Origin of the sequence: Burkholderia sp. AU31624 (genome assembly GCF_020420065.1) — a bacterium.
Taxonomy (GTDB): domain Bacteria; phylum Pseudomonadota; class Gammaproteobacteria; order Burkholderiales; family Burkholderiaceae; genus Burkholderia.
The window spans coordinates 390192-410243 of record NZ_JAIZRT010000002.1 but is presented as its reverse complement, the minus strand read 5'-3'; the positions used below and the strand labels follow the sequence as shown (position 1 = coordinate 410243).

Genomic DNA, 20052 nt, shown 5'->3' with positions numbered 1-20052 from the left:
ACAACAGTGCGCGGCGTCATCCCGAAGAGGATCGCTAGATGATCAGGGTAATTCTGGCTGACGATCACGCAGTCATGCGGGACGGACTGCGTTACATCCTGGAAACGGCCGGCGGTTTCGAGATCGTCGGCGAGGCGAGCGACGGCTCGGCCACGCTTGCGCTGGTCGAGCGCGGCGCCGCCGACGTGCTGCTGCTCGACTTGTCGATGCCCGCGCCGACCGGCATCGAGCTGATCCGGCTGGTGAAACGCCACGCGCCGTCGCTGCGCACGCTGGTGCTGACGATGCATGCGGAGGCGCAGTACGCGGCGCGCGCGTTCAAGGCCGGCGCAACCGGCTACCTGACGAAGGACAGCGCGACCGCCGAGCTCGTCGAGGCGGTCGGCAAGGTGGCCGCGGGCGGCGTCTACGTGAGCCCGTCGGCGGCCGAGAGCCTCGCGCTCACGCTGCGCACCCCGGCCGCCGCGCTGCCGCACGAACGGCTGTCCGCGCGCGAGTTCGACGTGATGCGCCGCATCGTCGCGGGCCAGACGGTCACGCAGATCGCGACCGAACTCGCGCTCAGCGCAAAGACGGTCAGCACCTACAAGACCCGGATCCTCGAGAAGATGGCGCTGCCGCACGAAGCCGCGCTGGTCCGCTACGCGGTGCGCCACGAACTCGACCCGAGCGGCGACGCATGACCGCCACCTTCCGCCTCCCGCCCTCGCCCGCGGACGACGACGACCCGGACGCGTCGCGCCTGTTCATGTCGTCGCTGCCGCCGGGCCGGCGTGAGCGGCGGCTCGCGCTCGCGACCGTCCTCATCTCCGCCGTGATCTTCGCCGCGCTTGCACCGTTCGCGGGCAGGCCGCTTGCGCCGGGCTGGGCGTTCATTCCCGTGTACCAGTCGGCGATCGTCGTCAACGACATGGTGACGGCCGGCCTGCTGCTCGGCCAGTACGCGATCCTGCGCCAGCGGCCGCTGCTCGTGCTCGCGGGCGGCTACCTGTTCACGGGTTTCATGGCCGGCACCCACATGCTGACCTTTCCCGGGCTGTTCGCACCGACCGGCCTGCTCGGCGGCGGCGACCAGACCACCGCCTGGCTGTACCTGTTCTGGCACGGCGGCTTTCCGCTGGCGGTCGCCGCGTACGCGCTGCTGCGCGCGAAGCCGCGTGCGCCGGGGCCGATCCCGGCCCCGCAGCGCCGCGCGGCGATTCCCGTCGTGCTGTGCATCGCGGCCGCGATCGGCGCGACGGTCGCGCTCGCGCTGCTCACGACGGCCGGCCACGACCTGCTGCCGCGCATCATGAACGGCAACCGGATGGCCGCGACGATGACGAACGCGATCACCATCGTCTGGGGGCTGAACCTGGTCGCACTGATGCTGATGTGGCAGCGGCGGCGGCGCCATTCCGTGCTCGACCTGTGGGTGATGACGGTGCTCGTCGCGTGGCTGTTCGACATCGCGCTGTCGTCGATGCTGAATCACGGGCGCTACGACCTCGGCTTCTACGCGGGGCGCGCGTACGGCCTCGTCGCGTCCGGTGTCGTGCTGTTCGCGATGCTGTTCGAGAACGGCCGGCTGCATGCGCAAACGGTGCGCGCGCTGGCCGGCGCGCGCTACCAGCATCTGCTCGTCGTGCAGAAGAGCGCGCAGCTGAACGACGCGAACGAACGGCTCGAACAACGCGTCGCCGCGCGCACCGCGCAATTGAGCGCGTCGAACCGCGACCTGCGGCGCGAAGTCGAGGACCGCGTGCGGGCCGAGCGGGCGCTGCAGGCGTCGCGCGAGGAACTGCGCGAGATTGCCGCGATCAGCGCGAGCGCACGCGAAGCCGAGCAGCGCCGCATCGCACGCGAGCTGCACGACGAACTCGCGCAGACGCTCGCGACGCTGAAGAACGATCTCGAATGGCTGCTCGACCGCGTGCCGCAGGACGACGCGCATCTGGCGCGCAAGATCGCGGCGATGCACGCGCTGGCGCGCGGCGCGGTGGCCGCGACGCGCCGCATCGCGTCGGACCTGCGCCCGCTGATGCTCGACGATCTCGGCTTCGCCGCGGCGATGCAGTGGCTCGTGGAGGATTTCCGGCACCGGCACGGCATCGAATGCGCGCTGCACGTCGAGCCGCCCGAGCTGCAGCTCGACGAGCCTTACGCGACGGCGGTGTTCCGCATCGCGCAGGAAGCGCTCGCGAACGTCGCGCGGCACGCGGCCGCGTCGCATGCGACCGTCGAACTCGTGCATGCGAGCAACGCGATCGAGCTGACGATTCGCGACGACGGCGCGGGGTTCGATCCCGGCGTGCCGCGCAAGTCGGGATCGTTCGGGCTGGTCGGGTTACGCGAGCGCGCGTATCTCGTCGGCGGCACGCTGCGGATCGCGACGACGCTCGGCGAAGGGACGACGGTCGAGGTGGAGATTCCGCTGGCGCCTGCGCAGGTGACGGTCGCGCATGGTGGGGATGGGGCGCCGCGCGGGTAGGTTCCCGGCGAAGGCGGTGGTGCAGGCGGCGGGTGCCGAACAGCGACGATCGCTACCTGCCCGGTAAAGTACGCCCCCGATCCGCCGACTTAATCGACGGCCTTCGTCGCGCGCGCCGCTTCCAGCATGCGCTCGAGTTCCGCAAGGACGTGCGCGGCATCGATGTATTCACCGGTCCGCCGCGCCTCGTCCCGCGAGGTCAGGCCTCGCGCGACAAACTCGCGCCGCATGCGTCGGCGCGACATGCCATCGCCCAATCTATCCATCGTCGTCGGTTTCATTGCCCCTCCATGCGCCATACCTGCGACGCATCGTAACGCACCGGCAGGTTGCGCAAAATGCCAGCCTGCCGACCACGACGCGTTCGCTGCATGGTCGTGCTCGGCCGCAGGCCGGCCCAAGGCGACATTGCCCGCATGATCCGCTTCGGCACAACGCTACAATTTGTCACCGTCCTGCCTCACTCTCGCGCCGATGCGGCGGCCGTCGCGCTCAAGTACCTGCTGTCGAACACGCACGCGACCGCCAACTTCACGTTCGTTGGGAACGAGTTGATGAAGCGATAACACCACGCCCCCTCACGCGCGCGCCGCCACCATCCCCCGTTCCGACCGCGTCCACGCGACCAGCGCGCCGATCCCGAGCAGCGCGAGACATACGATCGGCACGATCATCGGGCCGAACGCCGTGCCCGTCACCTTGCCGGCAAACGGCATCAGGTTCTGGCTGAAGAAGCCGCCGAGGTTGCCGATCGAGTTGATCGCCGCGACGCTCGCCGCCGCCCGCGCGCCGGTGAAGTAACGCGGCGGCATCGACCAGAAGCACGGATACAGCAGCGGGATGCATGCGCCACCGAGCACCAGTGCGATGAAGCGCAGCGGCGTCGACGGCAGCACGAGGCTCAGCAGAAAGCCGAGCGCACCGAGCGCGGCAACGATCGCGATCGTGCGCAGGATGCTCTTCGCCCGGCGCAGCTTCCCCGGCAGCCACAACAACAGCAGCACCGCGAGCGCCCACGGCAGCATGCTCAGGAAGCCGTTCATGCTGCTCGACACGCCGAACGATTTCACGAGCGTCGGCAGCCAGTACGTCACTCCGTACAGCGACGTCGACATCAGCATGTAGGTGGCCGCGAACAGCATCACGCGCGGATCGAGCAGCGCCTTCCACGGCTGCCCGTGCTCGGCCCGCGCGGGCTTCTCGCGTTCGAGCGCGGCCTCGACGATCTGCTTCTCGCGGTCGTCGAGGAATCGAGCGTCGCGCACCGACGCGGGCAGCACACGGAACACGACGATCGCGACGATCACCGCCGGGATGCCCGTCGCCACGAACACCCACTGCCAGCCCGCCAGCCCCCACACGCCGTTCAGGCTCAGCAACACGCCGCCGACCAGCGAGCCGAGCATGTTCGCGAGCGCGCTGCCGAGCGTGAAGATGCCGAGCACCTTCGCGCGATAGCTCTGCGGGAACCACAGCGTCAGGTAGTAGATCACGCCCGGATAGAAACCGGCCTCGGCGATGCCGAGCACGAAGCGCAGCGCGCAGAACGCGGGCATCGACGTCGTGAAGCCCATCAGCACGGTGATGAGCCCCCACGTCAGCATGATCCGCGCGAGCCACACGCGTGCGCCGTAGCGGTGCAGCGCGAGCGTGCTCGGCACCTCGAACAGCAGGTAGCCGATGAAGAACAGCGACGACGCGAGCCCGAACGCGGCTTCCGTCATCCCGAGGCTGTGCACCATCTGCAGCTTTGCGAAGCCGACGTTCTGCCGGTCGATGAACGCGATCAGGAACATCACGACGAGGATGGGCAGCAGGCGCCGCGCCATCTTCGACATGATGCGCTGCTCTTCGGCGGACGCGGGGTCCAGGGTTTCGGTGGCGTTCACTTGAGGCTCCTTGCGTGAAACGGTTGCATAGCGGTTGAATCGGCGCTGCGCGCGACAGGCGCACGGGCACGAGGTATTTCGATGAAAGGGCGCGGCGGCATCAACCCGATCGATAGTCGTCGAGCATCGGCGCGAACATCTCGTGCCACGCACGCGGCTTCGCCTTGATCGTGCCGGCGAGGTACAGGAATTCGACGTAGTCCATCAGCTGGTTCGGCAGCACCGAGAAGCGCGTGTCGGGTGCGGCGAGCATCCGCATCACGTCGTCGTGCGACACGCCGACGCCCGACGACGCCGCATAGAGCGCGGCCGCCGCGCGCGGGTCCTGCGCGATCAGGCGGTTCGCTTCGTCGAGCGCGCCGAGAAACGCGCTGGCCAGCGCGGGCTCCGTGTCGACGAGCCGCTTCGGCGCGAACACGACGTCGAGCGTCAGCGGGCCGAGCACGTCGACCGAATTCACGACGCGGTGGATGCCCGGCTGCCGCAGCTCGAGCGTCGAGAACGGCGGCGACGTGAAGTGCGCGGTGACGCCGTTCTCGCGGCGAATCAGCGCCTGCATCGCCTGCGGATGCGGCAGGTTCACGGTGATCGAATCGAGCTGCGCGAAATGCTTCGGGCCGAGCTGGCGGCTCGCGACCATCTGCAGCACGACCGCCGACAACGACGTGCGGATGCCCGGCACCGCGATCCGGTCGGCCGGCGTGAAGTCGCGCAGCGACACGAGGCCCGGCCGGTTCGCGTTCAGCGACAGCGACGTGGTCGACAACCCGCTGATGCCGATCACCTCGACGTTCGGAATGCCGCGCGCCCGCGCCCACAGTTCGATGAAACCCGGCGCGCCGGCCCCTGCGAAATCGAGCGTGCCGGCCATCATCGCGTCGTTGACGGAATTGCCGCCGTCGAGCAGCACCCAGTCGACCGCTACGTCGCGCACACCGTGGCGCGCCGCGTGCCGCTCGAACAGCCGCTGCTTCTCCATCACGAGCAGCGGCAGGTACAGCACCCCATAGCCTTTGGAAATCCGCACTGTGCGCGGCTTCGCGCGCACGAGCGCAGGCGCGGCGAGCACGCCGAGGCCGGCGGCGATCAACGCGCGGCGGCGCGGCGACGTCGTCATGCGCCGGCCTTCCCTGCACGCGCGGCACGAGCGGCAAACGCCAGGCGGCCGGGGCCCGCTTCGCCGCACCGGCGAGCGCCGGCCGGCGACGCGCTGCACCGCGCGTTCGTCGCACCCGTTTGCTGCTGCATGTTGCCGTCTCCTGTGGTTCTGGTATTAATGGCCGTCCTTGCAACGTCCGGCTCGACACAGGTTATCGACCGAGTCTGAGAAAATGCTGACATCCCGGCCCCGGGAAAACCCCTAACCCACCCACCTGCGAAACGGCACCATGCGCATTCTCGTCGTGGAGGACGATGCCGAAATCGGCGCGGCGATCCGCAGCCGCCTGGCGCGGCTCGGCCACGCCGTCGATCTCGAAACCGACGGCGCGACCGCGCACGGGCTGCTGCGCGTCGAGCGCTTCGACCTCGTCGTGCTCGACGCGAACCTGCCCGGCATGGACGGCTTCACGGTGCTGCGCCACCTGCGCGCATCGGGCAGCACGACGCCCGTGCTGCTCGTCACCGCGCGCTCGGCGATCGACGACCGCGTGAGCGGCCTCGGCCTCGGCGCCGACGACTACCTGGTGAAGCCGTTCGACTACCGCGAGCTCGATGCGCGCGTGCAGGCGCTCCTGCGCCGCAACAGCGGCCACGCGAACGACGTGCTGACGCTCGGCGGCCTCGTGATCGACCGCAGCAGCCGGCTCGCGGAACTCGACGGCCAGCCGCTGTCGCTGTCGCGCCAGGAATTCGCGCTGCTCGAGATCCTCGCGAGCCGCCCGCAGCGGATCTTCTCGAAGGACGAACTGCTGAACCAGCTGTTCAGCTTCGGCAACGAGCCGACCACGAACGCGGTCGAGCAGTACGTGACCCGCGTGCGCAAGAAGCTGCAGGGCAGCTCGGTCGAGATCCGCACCGCGCGCGGGATGGGGTATCAGATTGCGGCGCACTGACTGGTTCCCGAAGACGCTGTTCGGGCGCACGCTGCTCTTCATCGCGCTCGTCGTCGCGACCGGCGCGCTCGCGCTCGCGGCGATCGCCCGCTACTACGCGGGCGTCGCGGCCGAACGCGCGTACGACCAGTTGCTTGCGGGCGCATCGATCCAGGTCGCGGAAAACCTCTACGTGCAGGGTGGCGTGCTCGCGCTGAATCCGCCGGTGGCCGCGCTGTCGACGCTGTCGCGCTACGACCTCGTCTACTACAAGGTGGTTGATTCACGCGGCATCGTCGTGGCCGGCTACAACGATCTCGCGAGCCCCGCGACGCTCGCCGCCGCGAAGCAGGGCCCCGCGTTCGCGAACGGCCTGTACCAGGGGCACCGGATCCGCACCGCGACCATCGCGCGCTACATGCCCGAGGAAAGCACGCCGGGCTGGGCGCTCGTGACGGTCGCGCAAACCACCAACGCGCGCCAGCAGCTCACGAACGACATGAGTTTCAAGGTGTGGACGCTGATCCTGCTGATGAGCGTGCTCGCGATCGGCGCGAGCGGCCTCGCGATCCGGCGCGGCCTGCGTCCGCTCGCGCAGATCGGCACGATCATCGCCGCGCGCGACCCGGCCGACCTGCGGCCGGTGGCCGTCGACACGCCGAGCGAGATCGACGCGATCATCGGGTCGATCAACGGGCTGATGCACCGTCTCGCCGAGCGGATCAACGCGATGCAGCGCTTCATCGCCGATGCCGCGCACCAGATGCGCACGCCGCTCGCGCGGCTCGACGCGCAGATCGAGCTGCTCGACGGCGAAGCCGATCCCGCGCGCCACGCGGCGCGGCTCGACGCGCTGCGTGCGACCTCTTCGGACGTCGGCCGGCTCACCGGCCAGTTGCTCAATCATGCGATGGTGATTCATCGCACCGAGGCCGTGCCGTTGCAACCGGTCGAACTCGTCGCGCTCGCGAAGGACGTGCTCGGCCGCGCGATTCCGCTCGCGGGCGAGCGCGATGTCGCCGTCGCGTTCGCGAGCGACGCGCCGCTCGCGTGGATCGACGGCGACGCGATCAGCCTGCAGGAAGCGCTGTCGAACGTGCTGCACAACGCGCTGCTGCATGGGCATGCGGACGACATCGTCGTGTCGGTCGCGACGCAGGGCAACGCGGACGATGCGGTGACGCTGACCGTCACCGACAACGGTCGCGGGATTCCACGCGAGCACTGGGACGCGGCGCTGCAGCCGTTCGTGCGGATCGCGCCGGACGGCAGCGAGCGGCGCACGGGGTCGGGCCTCGGGCTCGCGATCGTGCAGGAAGTGATGAAGGCGCACGGGGGGCGCGTCGGGTTTGCGTTTCCCGAGGCGGGCGGGTTTGCGGTGGTGCTGACGTTTCCGCGCGCGGCGGGAAGCGGCGAGGAGCAGGCATGAACCGACGGACCCGGGCCGGTTCATGCACATGCGAGGCAGGCGCTCAATCGTCGCTGTCGTCATCGAAGCGGTTGCGCTCCGCATGCCGCGCGACCAGCCGGTCCAGCTCGTCATACTGACGATCGCAGAATAGCCGGCACAACGTATCGACATCCGCGCGCGTGTCGACGTCGATCGTATCGACATGCTGCTCCAGCTTGCCCTTGCCGATCCCGAACAGCCCCTTCTTCATGCGCATCGAGACGGCATTCAGCTGGAAGCCGCCCGCATGCGCATCGCTCAGCGCGGTCACCCACAACTCCCGCTGATCGTCGGCATGCTGCAGCACGAGGGCCGGCAACGGGCCGTCCTGCTTGTCGTCCCATTCGGCATGCTGCGCCGCCCACGGGAATGCGTCGAACGCCTGCGTGAACGACGGGTAATCCGTCGCGCCCTGCTGTTCCAGTTGCTCGAATGCGTAGCCGACTTTCTGAACGGAATAGGTCAACATGGTGCGGCGCTCCCGGTGGCGGTGATGGCGACTGAGCGTCAATCTACCTGACAATCCGGCGTGCCTCGCCGTTTTTTGCCCCGCCGCCCCGCCCGCTACGCCACCACCGCCTCCCCGCCGAGATACGCATCGCGCACACGCTCGTCGTCGAGCAGCGTCTTCGCGGGCCCTTCGAGCACGACGCGTCCCGTCTGCAGCACGTACCCGTAATGCGCGATCTCCAGCGCGAGGCTCGCGTTCTGTTCGACCATGAACACGGTCACGCCCTGCCGGTTGATCGCGTCGATCAGCTCGAGCACCTTGTCGACATAGAGCGGCGACAGCCCCATCGTCGGCTCGTCCATGCAGATCAGCTTCGGCCGCGCCATCAGCGCTCGCGCCATCGCGAGCATCTGCTGCTCGCCGCCCGACAGCGTGCCCGCGCGCTGCGTCAGCCGTTCGCGCACGCGCGGAAACAGGTCGAGCACGCGTTCGTAGTCCTCCGCCACCGCCGCGCGGTCGCCACGCGTGTACGCGCCCATCAGCAGGTTCTCGCGCACACTCATGTCGCCGAACAGCCGCCGCGCCTCGGGCACGGCCGCGATCCCGCGCCGCACGCGCTGCGGCGTGGCGAGCGCCGTCACGTCGTCGCCGTCGAAGCGCACGACGCCGCGGCGCGGCCGCATCAGCCCGAGGATCAGCTTCATCGTCGTCGACTTGCCGCTCGCGTTGCCGCCGAGCAGGCTGACGATCTGCCCGCGGCCCACTTCGAAGTTCACGTCGAAATGCACCTGCACCGGCCCGTAGAACGTGTCCAGGTGTTGGAGTTTCAGCAGCGCGTCGGTCATGGTCGTGTCGGGTCCGGAAGAAAGTGCCGTCATGCGGCCGCCTGTGCCGTGCGGTCGGCCGGCGCGCCGCCCGCATGCCGGCGGCCGAGGTACGCCTCGATCACGCGCGGATCGTGCCGCACGTCGCGCGGCGCGCCTTCGGCGATCTTCACGCCGTTGTCGAGCACCATCACGCGGTCGGACACGCGCATCACGAGTTCGAGCTTGTGCTCGATCAGCAGGATCGTCAGGCCGCGCGCCTTCAGCGACTGGATCAGCTGCAGCATCTCGGCCGTCTCCGTCTCGTTCATCCCGGCCGTCGGCTCGTCGAGCAGCAGCAGGCGCGGGTGCAGCGCGAGCGCGCGGCCGATCTCCACGCGCCGCCGGTTCGCATACGACAGGCTGTGTGCCGGATGATCGATGCGCGGCGTCAGCCGCTCGCCGAACCCGGCGACGATCGCGCGCGCCTCGTCGCGCAGCGCGGCTTCCTCGCGCCGCACCGCCGCGGGCCGCACGAGCGCGCGCAGCACCTCGGCCGCCGCGCCGAGCGCGGGCCAGCCCGGCCGCGCCGCGCGCAGCCGCGCATGCGCGCCGATCAGCACGTTGTCGAGCACGCTCAGGTTGCCGAACACGCGGCCGTGCTGGAACGTGCGTGCGATGCCGAGCGTCGCGAGGCGTTCGGGCGCGGTGCCCGTGATGTCGCGGCCGTCGAACGTCACGCGGCCGGCATCGGGCCGGTCGGCGCCCGCGATCAGGTTGAACAGCGTCGACTTGCCCGCGCCGTTCGGCCCGATCACGCTCAGCAGTTCGCCGTCGGCGAGTGACAGACTCGCGCCGTCGAGCGCGGTCACGCCGTCGAAGCGGCGCGTCAGGCCCTGCACGTCGAGCAGGGGTCGCTTGGTGGTCATCGCGTTCCTCCTCACACCGTGCCGAGCAGGCCCTGCGGCCGGAACCGGACGAGCAGCAACAGCACGAGGCCGTAGATCAGCATCCGGTAGTCGGCCGCCCAGCGGAACAGCTCGGGCAGCCCGATCAGCGCGATCGCACCGGCGATGCCGCCGAGCACGTTGCCGAGCCCGCCGAGAATCACCATCGTCAATGCGAGGATCGACACCTGCGAATCGAAGGTCTGGTGGTTGATGTAGCTGTACAGGTGCGCGGCGATCCCGCCGCTCACGCCGGCCGCGACGCCGCCGACCGCGAACGCGATCGCCTTGTAGCGGTTCGGAACGATGCCGTGCGCACGCGCGGCGACGTCGTCCTCGCGCACCGCGCGCAGCGTGCGGCCGAGGTGCGAGCGCAGCAGCCGCACCTGCACGAGCGCGAACCCGACGAGCACCGCGAACGTGAACCAGTACGCGGCACGCGCGGTCGTCGCCCACGGCAGCGGCGCGATGCCGGTGATGCCGAGCGGGCCGCGCGTGAGGCCGTCCCAGTTCAGGATCACGAGGCTCACCACTTCGCCGATGCCGAGCGTCGCGATCGACACGTAATGCCCGCGCAGCCGGAACGCCGGATAGACGAGCAGCGTGCCGAGCACGGCGGTGATCACGCCCGCGCACGGAATCGTCACGGCCGGCGACCAGCCGAGATCCGACGACAGCAGCGCCGACGCATACGCGCCAATCACGAGCAGCGCCGCGTGGCCGAGCGAGATCTGCCCGACCGTGCCCGCCACCAGCGTGAGGCTCAGCGCGAGCAGCCCGTACAGCCACGCATTGGTCAATGTCTGCAGCACGTACGGCGATGCGCCGAGCCACGGCAGCACGGCCGCCGCCACGACCAGCGCGACGAGTACCGGGCGCGGCACGCGCACGGCCTTCGCGGCCGCGAGGAAGGTGCCCGTCATCGGCTCGGGCGGCAGCGCGCGGTTCGCGCTGAACAGCCCGTTCGGCCGCCACACGAGGAACACGATCAGCAGCCCGAACGCGAACAGGTCGCGATAGCTGGTGCCGAACAGCGCGACGCCGTAGCTTTCGACGAGACCGAGCAGCAGGCTGCCCGCGATCGCTCCCGGCACGTTGCCGAGCCCGCCGATCAGCAGCGCGACCACGCCCTTCAGCGTGGCCTGGAAGCCCATCGCCGGATCGATGCTGTTGTAGTACATGCCGACCAGCAGCCCGCTCACGCCGCCGAGCGCGCACGCGATCGCGAACACGGTCTGGTTCACGCGGTCGACGTCGACGCCCATCTGCAGCGCAGCGTCGCGATCCTGCGCGGTCGCGCGCACGGCCCAGCCGAGCCGTGTGAAGCGCAGGAAGCCGTACAGCAGCGCGGCCGCCGCGATGCCGATGCCCGCGATCAGCAGGTCGAGCGAGCCGAGCGTCGCGCCGGCGATCCGCAGATGCCAGTCGGGCAACGGCGTCGGCACCGCGCGCGGGTCGGCGCCGAACGCGAGCTGCGCGAGCTGGTCGAGGATGAAGCTGATGCCGATCGTCGCGAGCAGCGGCGCGATGCGTGCCGCGTGACGCAGCGGCCGCAGCCCGATCCGTTCGATCGCGATGCCGAGCGCACCGCAGCCGACGACAACCGCCGCCAGCGCCGCCGGCAGCGGCAGCCCGAAGCGCGTCAGGCACAGCCAGCCGATGAACGCGCCGACCATGTAGACCGAGCCGTGCGCGAAGTTGATCAGGTGCGACACGCCGAAGATCAGCGCGAGCCCGACCGCGAGCAGCGCGTAGATGTTGCCGACGATGAGGCCGTTGAGCGTGTAGTCGAGCCAGGAAGCCATCACGATGCGTCCGTTACATGCATGCTGTTCAGGGCCGGGTTCAACGCGCGGCGAGCTGCGGTTTCGCGCCGTCCCACAGCGCCCACTGCCCCTGCTTCACGACCAGATACACGGTGCGTGCGCCCGCAACGCGACGCGTCTGCGGATCGAAGCGCACCTTGCCGAAGATCACGCTCGGCACGTCGCTGATTTTTGCGAAGCCGTCGTGCGCGGCCTGGCGCGTCGTGCCGTAGCGGCGCAGCACTTCCGCCGACAGGATCAGCGCATCGTATGCACGCGCGACGAACGAATCGGGATCGGCATGGAATTTCGCGCGATAGCGCTGCACGAATGCCTGCACTTCGGGGCGCGGTTCGGCCGGGAAGAAGTTCGATTCGGTATAGACGCCGTCGACGGCCGTGCCGCCCAGTTCGAGGAACTTCGGCGAGTACACCGAACCGACCGCCGCGATCGGCAGCGTGAGCCCCGATGTACGCGCCTGGCGCACGATCTGCGCACCGTCCGCGTAGTACGAGATCAGCACGATCGAATCGGGCTTCGATTCGCCGATGCGCACGAGCGTCGAGCGGAAATCCTTCTCCGCCGGCTGATAGCCTTCGGCCGCGACGACCTGCGCGCCGAGCCCCGTCACAGCCTTCGCGAAGATGTCCTTGCTGGTGCGGCCCCAGTCGGTGTTCAGGTACAGCACCGCGATCCGCTTGAAGCCGAGCTCCTTCACCGCGTAGCGCGCGAGCAGCGGCTGCTCCTCGGCCTGGCTCAGCGCGGTGCTCCACAGATAGTCGCCGCCCTTCGTGAAGTCCGGATGCGAGTTGGTGAAGCCGAACTGGATCAGTTGCCCGCGCTGGTAGATCGGCGATGCGGCCATCGACGTCGCGCTGGAGAAGTCGCCCAGCTCGATCGCGATGCGCGGATCGGCGACGAACTTCTGTGCGATCGCCACGGCCTGGCGCGGGTCGCTGCGGCTGTCCTGGAAGTCGACCGCGAGCGGACGGCCGTGAATGCCGCCGCTGCCGTTGATCTCGTCGAGCGCGAGATCGAAGCCGCGCTTCCATTGTTCGCCGTACTGCGCATCCTGGCCCGTGAGCGGCCCGCTCACGCCGATCACCACCGGCTCGCCCGACACGCCCGCCGCGAGCGCGCCGCCCGTCGACAAGCCCCATGCGGCAGCGAGCGCCGCCACCGTGCCCAGCACGCGCCGCCATGCGCCGCGTGCGTCGTTCCCCGAAACGTTCATGCGTCCCCCAGCTTCAGTCAGTCGAAAAGAGTGAGGGCATGTAACCACCCGGTTCAGGACGATCCAACGAAGTTTTGCGCATATCGATATCGCGCGCGGCGCGAAGCGGGTGAGGCTTGCGAGCGGCCATCCGCACACCCTGCCGCGCGCGATGCATCGGCATGCAACGCATCACGTTGATTCGATTGGCGTTTCGTTCACGGCGCCGATCGCAACCCACGTTCAAGCACGCGTAATCGTCTATCGGGACGATCGGGCGCTTCGCAGTTTTCGCGCTGTCGATAGCAAAAATCATTATATGAATCGCGCATGCTCACACTTCTACAATGCGCAAATCGCATCATCGGAAGGTGTCATGGAGCTGCATCAACTCGAAGCCTTTTCCGCGGTCATGTCGGCCGGCAGCGTGACCGGCGCGGGCGAACTGCTCGGCCGATCGCAGCCGGCCGTCACGCGGCAGATCCAGGAGCTCGAAGCCGATCTCGGCTACGCGCTGTTCGACCGGCACGGCCCGCGCGTCACGCCGACGCGGCGCGCATTCCTGCTCTATGAGGAAGTCGAACGCTCGCTGGTCGGCCTGCGCGCGATCGAGGCGCGCGCCCGGGCACTCGGCGATGAAAGCGCCGAGCCCGTGCGCATCGCGGCGACCCCTTCGCTCGCGGCCACGCTCGTGCCGGCCGCGCTCGCCGCGCTGCCCGACGGCGCGCAGGCGCCCCACTACCAGTTGCGCAGCGAATCGGCCGAGCACGTCGTGCACGAGGTGCTGGCCGGCACGGCCGATGTCGGCGTCGTCACGCTGCCGATGGCGCACGCGGGGCTCGACGTGCACTGGATCGCTCAGACACCGTGCGTGGCCGTGCTGCCGGCCGGCGACCCGCTCGCGGCGCAGCCGCGCATCGCGCTGCGCGACCTCGCGCGCCGCCGCATCGTGACGGTCGCGAACCGCCACCGGCTGCGCCAGCGGATCGATGCGGCATTCGCGGCCGCGCGGGTCGATGCACGCGTGTTCATCGAAACCAATGCGTCGCTGAATGCGGTGATGGCCGCGCGTGCAGGCATCGGGATCGGCATCGTCGATCCGGCAACAGGCGTGGCACTGCCGGTGGAGGGCGTCGTCGCGCGCCCGCTCGACGTCGACATCCCGTTCGCGTTCGGCGTCGCGACGCCCGCCGGCAAGGCACGCACGTCAGCGGTCGATGCGCTGCTCGACGCGCTGCACCGTACGACGCGCGCGCTGCTCGACGACGTGATCTTCCACGACGCCGCCGCGCACGACGCGCTGCTGCGCGGCGACCGGCTGCGCGCCGAGCGTGCGCCGCGTGCGGCAACCCGCACGACGCGTGCACGCCGGACCCGCCCGGAGGCGGCATGACAACGACCGATCCATTGCACGCACTCGAAGCCCGGCTCGCGCAAGACCTGCGCTGGCTCGACCTGCCCGCGCCGTCGTGGGTGCCGCCGCGCGAGGCCGACGGCACACGCGTGCTCGACGTCGCGATCGTCGGCGGCGGCATGGCCGGGCTCGCGGCATCCGCCGAACTGCGCCTGCTCGGCATCGACAACCAGTGCGTGATCGACCGCGCGCCGGCCGGCTACGAAGGCCCGTGGGTCACGTTCGCGCGGATGGACACGCTGCGCTCGCCGAAGCAGCTCGCGGGCCCCGCGCTCGGCCTGCCCGCGCTGACGTTCCGCGCGTGGTTCGAAGCGCAATACGGCCGCGACGCGTGGGACGCGCTCTACAAGATTCCGCGCACGCAATGGATGGAATACCTGCGCTGGTACCGGCGCGTGCTCGACCTGCAGGTGCGCAACGACACCACGCTCGTCGCGCTGCGCCCGCGCGACGACGGCCTGCTCGCGCTCGACGTGCGCGGCAACGGCGAAGCGCAGACGCTGCTCGCGCGGCACGTGGTGCTCGCCACCGGCCGCGACGGGCTCGGCGGCCCGTACGTACCGCCGGTCGCGCAACGCGCGCCGCGCACGCGCTGGGCCCATTCGTCCGAGCCGATCGATTTCGCGGCGCTCGCGGGCAAGCGGGTCGGCGTGGTCGGCGCGGGTGCGTCCGCGTTCGACAACGCGGGCACCGCGCTCGAAGCCGGCGCCGCGCGCGTCGACCTGTTCTTCCGCCGCACGGACATCCCGCGCATCAACAAGCTGACCGGCATCGGCAGCCCGGGCCTCGTGCACGGCTACGCCGATCTCGACGACGCGACGAAATGGCGCTTCATGCACTACGCGCTGACGTCGCAGACGCCACCGCCGCGCGACAGCGTGCTGCGCGTGTCGCGTCACGAACAGGCGCACTTTCATGCGGGCAGCCCGATCGAGACGCTCGCGGAACACGCGGACGGACTCGACGTGACGACGCCGCGCGGACGCTACACGGTCGATTTCCTGATCTTCGCGACCGGTTTTCATTCGGACTGGACGACGCGCGCGGAATTCGCGTCGTTCGGCGCGCAGGTGCGGCGCTGGAAGGATCGCTATCGACCGGAGCCGGGCATGTGGATCGACGAGCTCGCCGAATCGCCCGATCTCGGCCCCGCGTTCGCGTTCCAGGAGCGCGAGCCCGGCGCATGTGCGGCCATCACGCGAATTCACTGCTTCAACCATGCGGCGAGCCTGAGCCACGGCAAGCTGTCCGGCGATATCCCGGCCATCAGCGCGGGCGCGAGGCGGCTCGCGCGCGGGATCGCGAGCCGCCTGTTCGACGCGGACCGCGATCGCCACTACGACGCGCTCGTCGCGTACGCCAACGCCGAACTGCAAGGCGACGAATGGCGCGACGCCGACGCATGAGCGCGCGTTCATCGATCACATTGACGACGAAGGGAACCCGAAACGATGACTGAATCCATCACGCCGGCCGATGCGCCGGACACGATCGATGCGGTGGCCGGCCTGCGCGATGGCGACGCCGTCGCCGCACTGCGTCGCGCACGCGACAAGGTGCTGCGCCATACGCGGCTGAGCGAAGCGGCGCTGTTCGATCCCGCGTTGCCCGATCTGTCGTTGATCGAACGACTGCACGCGGCGCGGTATGTTGCAGAAAAATCGAACGCTCGCGTGCTGGCCGACACCTATCGCGCACGACTGCTCGATGCAGGCGGCACGCTCGAAGATATCGCCCGCGCGGACGCCGATGCATTCGACACCTTGCCCCGCCGCCTCGGCGCGATCCTCGCGCATGCACGCCTGCTGACGCACGCGCCGGTCGATGCACGTCCGTCCGATCTCGACGCGCTGAAGTCGGCCGGGCTCACGACGCCCGCGATCGTCGCGCTGTCGCAGCTCGTGGCGTTCGTCGCGTATCAGTTGCGCGTCGCGGTGGCCGCGCAGGCGCTTCAGGCACGTGCCGCAGCGGAGGCCGCATGACGACGACCACGCACGGCTTCACGTCCGACACGCTCGGCTGGCGTGCCTGGCTCGACACCGTTTCGCTCGATGCCGCGACGCCCGATCAGCTGGCCGTGCTCGAAGCGAGCCACCCGCAAGCGAAGACGTCCGACTATTACCTGCTGCTCGTCCATCTTCCCGAGATCCTGCGGCAACGCTCGGGCGTATTCAACGCGATCATGTATGGCCCCGGCGGGCTGTCGCGCGCGGAGCGTGAACTGGCGAGCACGGCCGTGTCGCGCGTGAACGGCTGCGTGTACTGCGCGTCCGTGCATGCGCAGCGCTTTACCCAGCTCGCGAAGCGCACCGACGCGATCGAGCAGGTGTTCGACGATCCGGCCACGGCCGGCACGACGGCGCGCGAACGGGCGATCATTCGCTATGCGATCGCGCTGACGGAGCGGCCCGATACGGTCGACGCGGGCGATATCGCCGCGCTGGAAGCCGAAGGGCTGACACATGAGGAGATTCTCGACCTGTCGCACGCGGTCGCGATCTTCGCGTGGGCGAACCGGTTGATGCTGACGCTGGGCGAGCCGGTGTTTCCGGCGCCGGCGACCAGCGCCTGACCCCTGCGCAAACCTGAGCGCTGACGCAGGCGCCGCGCGCCCGCGTCACGCCTTGTGCGTCGACAGCAAAATACTCGTCTCGGTATTCGCGATTCCGTCGATCAGCCGGATCGCGCCGAGCACGCGATCGAAGTGCTCGAGCGAATCGGCATGCAGCTCGGCGACGAGATCCCAGCGCCCGTTGGTGCTGTGGATCGACGCGACGTTCGGATGCCCGCGCAGCACCTTCACCACTTCCGCGCCGCGATTGCCCTGCACGGCGATCGACATCAGCGCGCGGATCCGGTGCCGTTCGGCCGCCGGCTTGAGCCGCACCGTATAGCCGACGATCACGCCGTTCTTCTCCAGCCGCGTCAGCCGGTTCTGCACGGTTGCGCGCGCGACGCGCAATTCCTTCGCCAGCGCGACGACGGGCAGTCGCGCGTTGTCGCGCAGCAGCGCGATGAGCTGCCGGTCGACGTCGTCGAGCGTGATCATGAACGGGCCTTCCTGTTGAACGTGAACCGGCCGCCAGCGTGCCGGAGCCTTTGCATTCCGACCCGCGCAACTTGGTCAAATTGCCATATCGGGTCAGCAATTTGCCAAGTCTATCGATAAATCTGCCACTTTTGCCGTCTTTTTGTTGGCTCGACTCGCCGAAATAATGACGCTATCGACCGGCGAGATGTGCCGCACCGCCGCTTCCAGCAAGCCGGGACGCGCGCCGAAGCACCGCGCGGTCGACCAGAACGCCAGGGACACCCGTACCGGCACTGAGCACTTGCAAAGCATGGGACCCGAGTAAGCGCTAAAGCGCTAACTCGGGTCGACAGGAGACAGACGTATGACCCGCTTCCTCGACGTTCCCGCCACCGCCCGACTGATCGCCCAGACCGGCGTCACGACGTTCCTCCGCGAGCTCGTCGACACGCTGCGCGCCGATTACCTGCACTGGGCCGACTTCGACAAGTCGCCGCGCGTCGCGTGCCACTCGCGCGACGGCGTGATCGAACTGATGCCCGTCGCGAACGCGTCGCTGTTCGCGTTCAAGTACGTGAACGGCCACCCCGTCAATGCCGCGCGCGGGATGCACACGGTGATGGCGTTCGGCGCGCTCGCCGAAGTCGATACCGGCTACCCGCTGCTGCTCGCCGAACTCACGCTGACCACCGCGCTGCGCACGGCCGCCACGTCGGTGCTCGCCGCCCAGGTACTCGCCCGCCCCGATTCGCGCACGATGGCGCTGATCGGCAACGGCGCGCAGAGCGAATTCCAGGCGATCGCGTTCCACACGCTGCTCGGCATCGACGAGATCCGCGTGTTCGACGTCGATCCGCACGCGACCGACAAGCTCGTGCAGAACCTCGCCGCCTACCCGGCGCTGCGCGTGGTGCGCGCCGCGTCGACCGCCGACGCCGTGCGCGGCGCCGACATCGTGACGACCGTCACCGCCGACAAGGCCTACGCGACGATCGTCACGGCCGACATGATCGAGCCCGGCATGCACCTGAACGCCGTGGGCGGCGATTGCCCGGGCAAGACCGAACTCGAGGCCGGTGTGCTGCAGGCGGGCCGCGTGTTCGTCGAATTCGAGCCGCAGTCGCGCATCGAGGGCGAGATCCAGCAGATGCCGGCCGACTTCCCCGTCACCGAGCTGTGGCGCGTGCTGCAGGGCGAGACGACCGGCCGCGAACGCGCGGATGAAGTCACGGTGTTCGACTCGGTCGGCTTCGCGCTCGAGGATTACTCGGCGCTGCGCTACCTGTATGCGCTCGCGCAGCAGCACAACGCGGGCGTCGAGATCGCGCTGATTCCGCCGGCCGTCGACCCGAAGAACCTGTTCGCGCTGATCGACGACCCGGCCGCGATCGCGCAGGGCCACGCGGCATACGTGACCGAAGCCGTCGCCGCGTTCGCGCGCTGACGGTCATCCCCGGCGGCCCGTGCGCCGCCCGGCCCCTTGCCTTTCGCTCCTGCCTTCCATGAATCTCGTATCGATCCAGGCGCCGGCCGCCGTCGTGATGATCCGGCCGCACCGCTTCCTGCCGAACCCGCAGACCGCGGCCGACAACGCGTTCCAGCGCACCGCCGCCGCCGACGGCGTGCACGGCGCGGCATCCGTGTCCGCCGCCGCGCGCGACGAAGTCACGGTAGCCGCGCAGACGCTCGCCGATGCGGGCGTGCGCGTGCACGTGTTCGACGACCACGGCGAGCGCGATACGCCCGACTCCGTGTTCCCGAACAACTGGTTCTCGACGCATCCGGGCGGCCACGTCGCGCTCTTTCCGATGTTCAGCGCGAACCGGCGCCGTGAGCGGCGCGCGGACGTGATCGAGATGCTGAAGGCCGAGTACCGCGTGCAGGACGTGATCGACTACTCGGGCCTCGAATACGACGACGTGTTCCTCGAAGGCACCGGCGCGATGGTGCTCGACCACGTCGCGCGGATCGCGTACACCGCGCGTTCGCGCCGCGCCGATCCGGTCGCGCTCGAACGCTTCTGCACGAATTTCAATTTCGAGCCGATCTGCTTCGATACGGCCGATGCCGACGGGCGCCCGATCTATCACACGAACGTGATGATGAGCGTCGCGACCGAGTTCGCGATGGTCGGCCTCGAACTCATTGCCGACCGCCGTCGTCGTGACGAGATCGCGCAACGGCTGGCCGAAACGGGCCGCACGGTGATCGCGCTCGATGCCTCGCAGATCGCGAATTTCGCGGGCAATACGCTGGAATTGTCGGGCAAGGAAGGGCGTGTGCTCGCGCTGTCGCGGCGCGCGTACGACTGCCTCACGCCGGTACAGCGCGCGACGATCGAGCGTTCGGCACGGCTGCTGCCGCTCGACGTGCCGACGATCGAACTGGCCGGTGGATCGGTGCGCTGCATGCTGGCGGGGATTCATCTGGCGCGGCGGGCGGCCATGCAGAACGCACTGGACGTGCCTGCAATCGAATTGGCCAAACCGCAGCGTGCGCGGGAACCGCAGACCTGACATCGAGAGGCGAAAAGCGCGCAACGTTTG

At 69.3% G+C, this 20052-nt stretch carries 20 protein-coding genes; 11 read left to right on the top strand and 9 right to left on the bottom strand.

Annotated elements, in window-relative coordinates:
- The first annotated feature begins 38 nt into the window (after window positions 1-38).
- Together LGM89_RS07140 and LGM89_RS07135 are read left to right on the top strand one after the other, a co-directional pair.
- A complete protein-coding gene (locus tag LGM89_RS07140) occupies window positions 39-683 on the top strand; it encodes a response regulator transcription factor (RefSeq protein WP_226272697.1) in 645 nt (214 codons plus the stop codon).
- Window positions 680-2470: a sensor histidine kinase gene (locus tag LGM89_RS07135; protein WP_226272696.1), complete on the top strand. Its 1791-nt coding sequence runs from the start codon at window positions 680-682 to the stop codon at window positions 2468-2470. Before LGM89_RS07140 ends, LGM89_RS07135 begins: the two co-directional genes overlap by 4 nt.
- A gap of 89 nt (window positions 2471-2559) precedes the next feature.
- Here LGM89_RS07135 and LGM89_RS07130 read toward each other — a convergent pair whose 3' ends face one another.
- Window positions 2560-2751, bottom strand: coding sequence for a hypothetical protein (locus tag LGM89_RS07130; protein ID WP_226272695.1), 192 nt, complete (start codon window positions 2749-2751; stop codon window positions 2560-2562).
- Window positions 2752-2841: 90 nt separating this feature from the next.
- Between LGM89_RS07130 and LGM89_RS07125 the strand changes: the two genes are divergently transcribed.
- Window positions 2842-3036 carry a hypothetical protein gene (locus tag LGM89_RS07125; RefSeq protein ID WP_226272694.1) on the top strand — a complete coding sequence of 65 codons (195 nt, stop codon included), beginning with the start codon at window positions 2842-2844 and terminating at the stop codon, window positions 3034-3036.
- 12 nt (window positions 3037-3048) lie between these two features.
- On the opposite strand, the gene LGM89_RS07120 is transcribed toward LGM89_RS07125, so the two are convergent.
- Complete coding sequence (locus LGM89_RS07120) at window positions 3049-4359, bottom strand: MFS transporter (RefSeq protein ID WP_226272693.1); 1311 nt, start codon at window positions 4357-4359, stop codon at window positions 3049-3051.
- Window positions 4360-4459: 100 nt separating this feature from the next.
- The gene (locus LGM89_RS07115; RefSeq protein ID WP_226272692.1) at window positions 4460-5476 is read right to left on the bottom strand and encodes an ABC transporter substrate-binding protein; all 1017 of its coding nucleotides are present in this window, start codon (window positions 5474-5476) and stop codon (window positions 4460-4462) included.
- A 271-nt stretch (window positions 5477-5747) separates the two neighbouring features.
- Between LGM89_RS07115 and LGM89_RS07110 the strand changes: the two genes are divergently transcribed.
- Window positions 5748-6413 carry a response regulator transcription factor gene (locus LGM89_RS07110; RefSeq protein ID WP_069250848.1) on the top strand — a complete coding sequence of 222 codons (666 nt, stop codon included), beginning with the start codon at window positions 5748-5750 and terminating at the stop codon, window positions 6411-6413.
- A complete protein-coding gene (locus LGM89_RS07105; protein WP_226272691.1) occupies window positions 6400-7821 on the top strand; it encodes a sensor histidine kinase in 1422 nt (473 codons plus the stop codon). The genes LGM89_RS07110 and LGM89_RS07105 overlap by 14 nt, the downstream gene beginning before the upstream one ends.
- A 43-nt stretch (window positions 7822-7864) precedes the next feature.
- On the opposite strand, the gene LGM89_RS07100 is transcribed toward LGM89_RS07105, so the two are convergent.
- The 5 genes from LGM89_RS07100 to LGM89_RS07080 all read right to left on the bottom strand — a co-directional run bounded on the left by LGM89_RS07100 (window position 7865) and on the right by LGM89_RS07080 (window position 13082).
- Window positions 7865-8311 carry a hypothetical protein gene (locus tag LGM89_RS07100; RefSeq protein WP_226272690.1) on the bottom strand — a complete coding sequence of 149 codons (447 nt, stop codon included), beginning with the start codon at window positions 8309-8311 and terminating at the stop codon, window positions 7865-7867.
- 95 nt (window positions 8312-8406) lie between these two features.
- A complete protein-coding gene (locus LGM89_RS07095; protein WP_226272689.1) occupies window positions 8407-9171 on the bottom strand; it encodes an ABC transporter ATP-binding protein in 765 nt (254 codons plus the stop codon).
- On the bottom strand, window positions 9168-10025 hold the full coding sequence (locus LGM89_RS07090; protein WP_226272688.1) for an ABC transporter ATP-binding protein: 858 nt from the start codon (window positions 10023-10025) through the stop codon (window positions 9168-9170). Before LGM89_RS07090 ends, LGM89_RS07095 begins: the two co-directional genes overlap by 4 nt.
- A gap of 11 nt (window positions 10026-10036) precedes the next feature.
- Window positions 10037-11848: an ABC transporter permease gene (locus tag LGM89_RS07085; protein WP_226272687.1), complete on the bottom strand. Its 1812-nt coding sequence runs from the start codon at window positions 11846-11848 to the stop codon at window positions 10037-10039.
- A gap of 40 nt (window positions 11849-11888) precedes the next feature.
- Window positions 11889-13082 carry an ABC transporter substrate-binding protein gene (locus tag LGM89_RS07080; RefSeq protein ID WP_089497649.1) on the bottom strand — a complete coding sequence of 398 codons (1194 nt, stop codon included), beginning with the start codon at window positions 13080-13082 and terminating at the stop codon, window positions 11889-11891.
- Between the two features lie 355 nt (window positions 13083-13437).
- Here LGM89_RS07080 and LGM89_RS07075 point away from each other — a divergent pair, with 355 nt between their 5' ends.
- From LGM89_RS07075 to LGM89_RS07060, 4 genes are read left to right on the top strand one after another with little or no spacing between them, the layout of a single operon-like run.
- Window positions 13438-14454 (top strand): LysR family transcriptional regulator, encoded by a 1017-nt coding sequence (locus LGM89_RS07075; RefSeq protein ID WP_226272686.1) that lies wholly within the window; start codon window positions 13438-13440, stop codon window positions 14452-14454.
- Window positions 14451-15881, top strand: a complete 1431-nt coding sequence (locus LGM89_RS07070; protein WP_226272685.1) for an NAD(P)-binding domain-containing protein — start codon at window positions 14451-14453, stop codon at window positions 15879-15881. Before LGM89_RS07075 ends, LGM89_RS07070 begins: the two co-directional genes overlap by 4 nt.
- A gap of 45 nt (window positions 15882-15926) precedes the next feature.
- Window positions 15927-16457, top strand: coding sequence for a CMD domain-containing protein (locus tag LGM89_RS07065; RefSeq protein ID WP_226272684.1), 531 nt, complete (start codon window positions 15927-15929; stop codon window positions 16455-16457).
- Window positions 16454-17047 (top strand): peroxidase-related enzyme, encoded by a 594-nt coding sequence (locus LGM89_RS07060; protein WP_089497653.1) that lies wholly within the window; start codon window positions 16454-16456, stop codon window positions 17045-17047. The genes LGM89_RS07065 and LGM89_RS07060 overlap by 4 nt, the downstream gene beginning before the upstream one ends.
- A 45-nt stretch (window positions 17048-17092) precedes the next feature.
- On the opposite strand, the gene LGM89_RS07055 is transcribed toward LGM89_RS07060, so the two are convergent.
- Window positions 17093-17524, bottom strand: a complete 432-nt coding sequence (locus tag LGM89_RS07055; RefSeq protein WP_006479718.1) for an Lrp/AsnC family transcriptional regulator — start codon at window positions 17522-17524, stop codon at window positions 17093-17095.
- 346 nt (window positions 17525-17870) lie between these two features.
- Here LGM89_RS07055 and LGM89_RS07050 point away from each other — a divergent pair, with 346 nt between their 5' ends.
- Together LGM89_RS07050 and ctlX are read left to right on the top strand one after the other, a co-directional pair.
- On the top strand, window positions 17871-18950 hold the full coding sequence (locus LGM89_RS07050; protein ID WP_226272683.1) for an ornithine cyclodeaminase: 1080 nt from the start codon (window positions 17871-17873) through the stop codon (window positions 18948-18950).
- A 58-nt stretch (window positions 18951-19008) separates the two neighbouring features.
- Window positions 19009-20022, top strand: a complete 1014-nt coding sequence (ctlX, locus tag LGM89_RS07045) for a citrulline utilization hydrolase CtlX (RefSeq protein ID WP_226272682.1) — start codon at window positions 19009-19011, stop codon at window positions 20020-20022.
- Window positions 20023-20052: the final 30 nt, after the last annotated feature.

Bases quoted from the DNA above. Each gene is read 5' to 3' on its own strand.
- LGM89_RS07090 (WP_226272688.1), bottom strand. From the start codon at position 10,025: ATGACCACCAAGCGACCCCTGCTCGACGTGCAGGGCCTGACGCGCCGC.
- LGM89_RS07110 (WP_069250848.1), top strand. From the start codon at position 5,748: ATGCGCATTCTCGTCGTGGAGGACGATGCCGAAATCGGCGCGGCGATC.
- LGM89_RS07075 (WP_226272686.1), top strand. From the start codon at position 13,438: ATGGAGCTGCATCAACTCGAAGCCTTTTCCGCGGTCATGTCGGCCGGC.
- LGM89_RS07115 (WP_226272692.1), bottom strand. From the start codon at position 5,476: ATGACGACGTCGCCGCGCCGCCGCGCGTTGATCGCCGCCGGCCTCGGC.
- LGM89_RS07135 (WP_226272696.1), top strand. From the start codon at position 680: ATGACCGCCACCTTCCGCCTCCCGCCCTCGCCCGCGGACGACGACGAC.
- LGM89_RS07130 (WP_226272695.1), bottom strand. From the start codon at position 2,751: ATGAAACCGACGACGATGGATAGATTGGGCGATGGCATGTCGCGCCGA.
- LGM89_RS07085 (WP_226272687.1), bottom strand. From the start codon at position 11,848: ATGGCTTCCTGGCTCGACTACACGCTCAACGGCCTCATCGTCGGCAAC.
- LGM89_RS07060 (WP_089497653.1), top strand. From the start codon at position 16,454: ATGACGACGACCACGCACGGCTTCACGTCCGACACGCTCGGCTGGCGT.
- LGM89_RS07055 (WP_006479718.1), bottom strand. From the start codon at position 17,524: ATGATCACGCTCGACGACGTCGACCGGCAGCTCATCGCGCTGCTGCGC.
- LGM89_RS07070 (WP_226272685.1), top strand. From the start codon at position 14,451: ATGACAACGACCGATCCATTGCACGCACTCGAAGCCCGGCTCGCGCAA.
- LGM89_RS07100 (WP_226272690.1), bottom strand. From the start codon at position 8,311: ATGTTGACCTATTCCGTTCAGAAAGTCGGCTACGCATTCGAGCAACTG.
- LGM89_RS07125 (WP_226272694.1), top strand. From the start codon at position 2,842: ATGGTCGTGCTCGGCCGCAGGCCGGCCCAAGGCGACATTGCCCGCATG.
- ctlX (WP_226272682.1), top strand. From the start codon at position 19,009: ATGAATCTCGTATCGATCCAGGCGCCGGCCGCCGTCGTGATGATCCGG.
- LGM89_RS07065 (WP_226272684.1), top strand. From the start codon at position 15,927: ATGACTGAATCCATCACGCCGGCCGATGCGCCGGACACGATCGATGCG.
- LGM89_RS07095 (WP_226272689.1), bottom strand. From the start codon at position 9,171: ATGACGGCACTTTCTTCCGGACCCGACACGACCATGACCGACGCGCTG.
- LGM89_RS07080 (WP_089497649.1), bottom strand. From the start codon at position 13,082: ATGAACGTTTCGGGGAACGACGCACGCGGCGCATGGCGGCGCGTGCTG.
- LGM89_RS07140 (WP_226272697.1), top strand. From the start codon at position 39: ATGATCAGGGTAATTCTGGCTGACGATCACGCAGTCATGCGGGACGGA.
- LGM89_RS07050 (WP_226272683.1), top strand. From the start codon at position 17,871: ATGACCCGCTTCCTCGACGTTCCCGCCACCGCCCGACTGATCGCCCAG.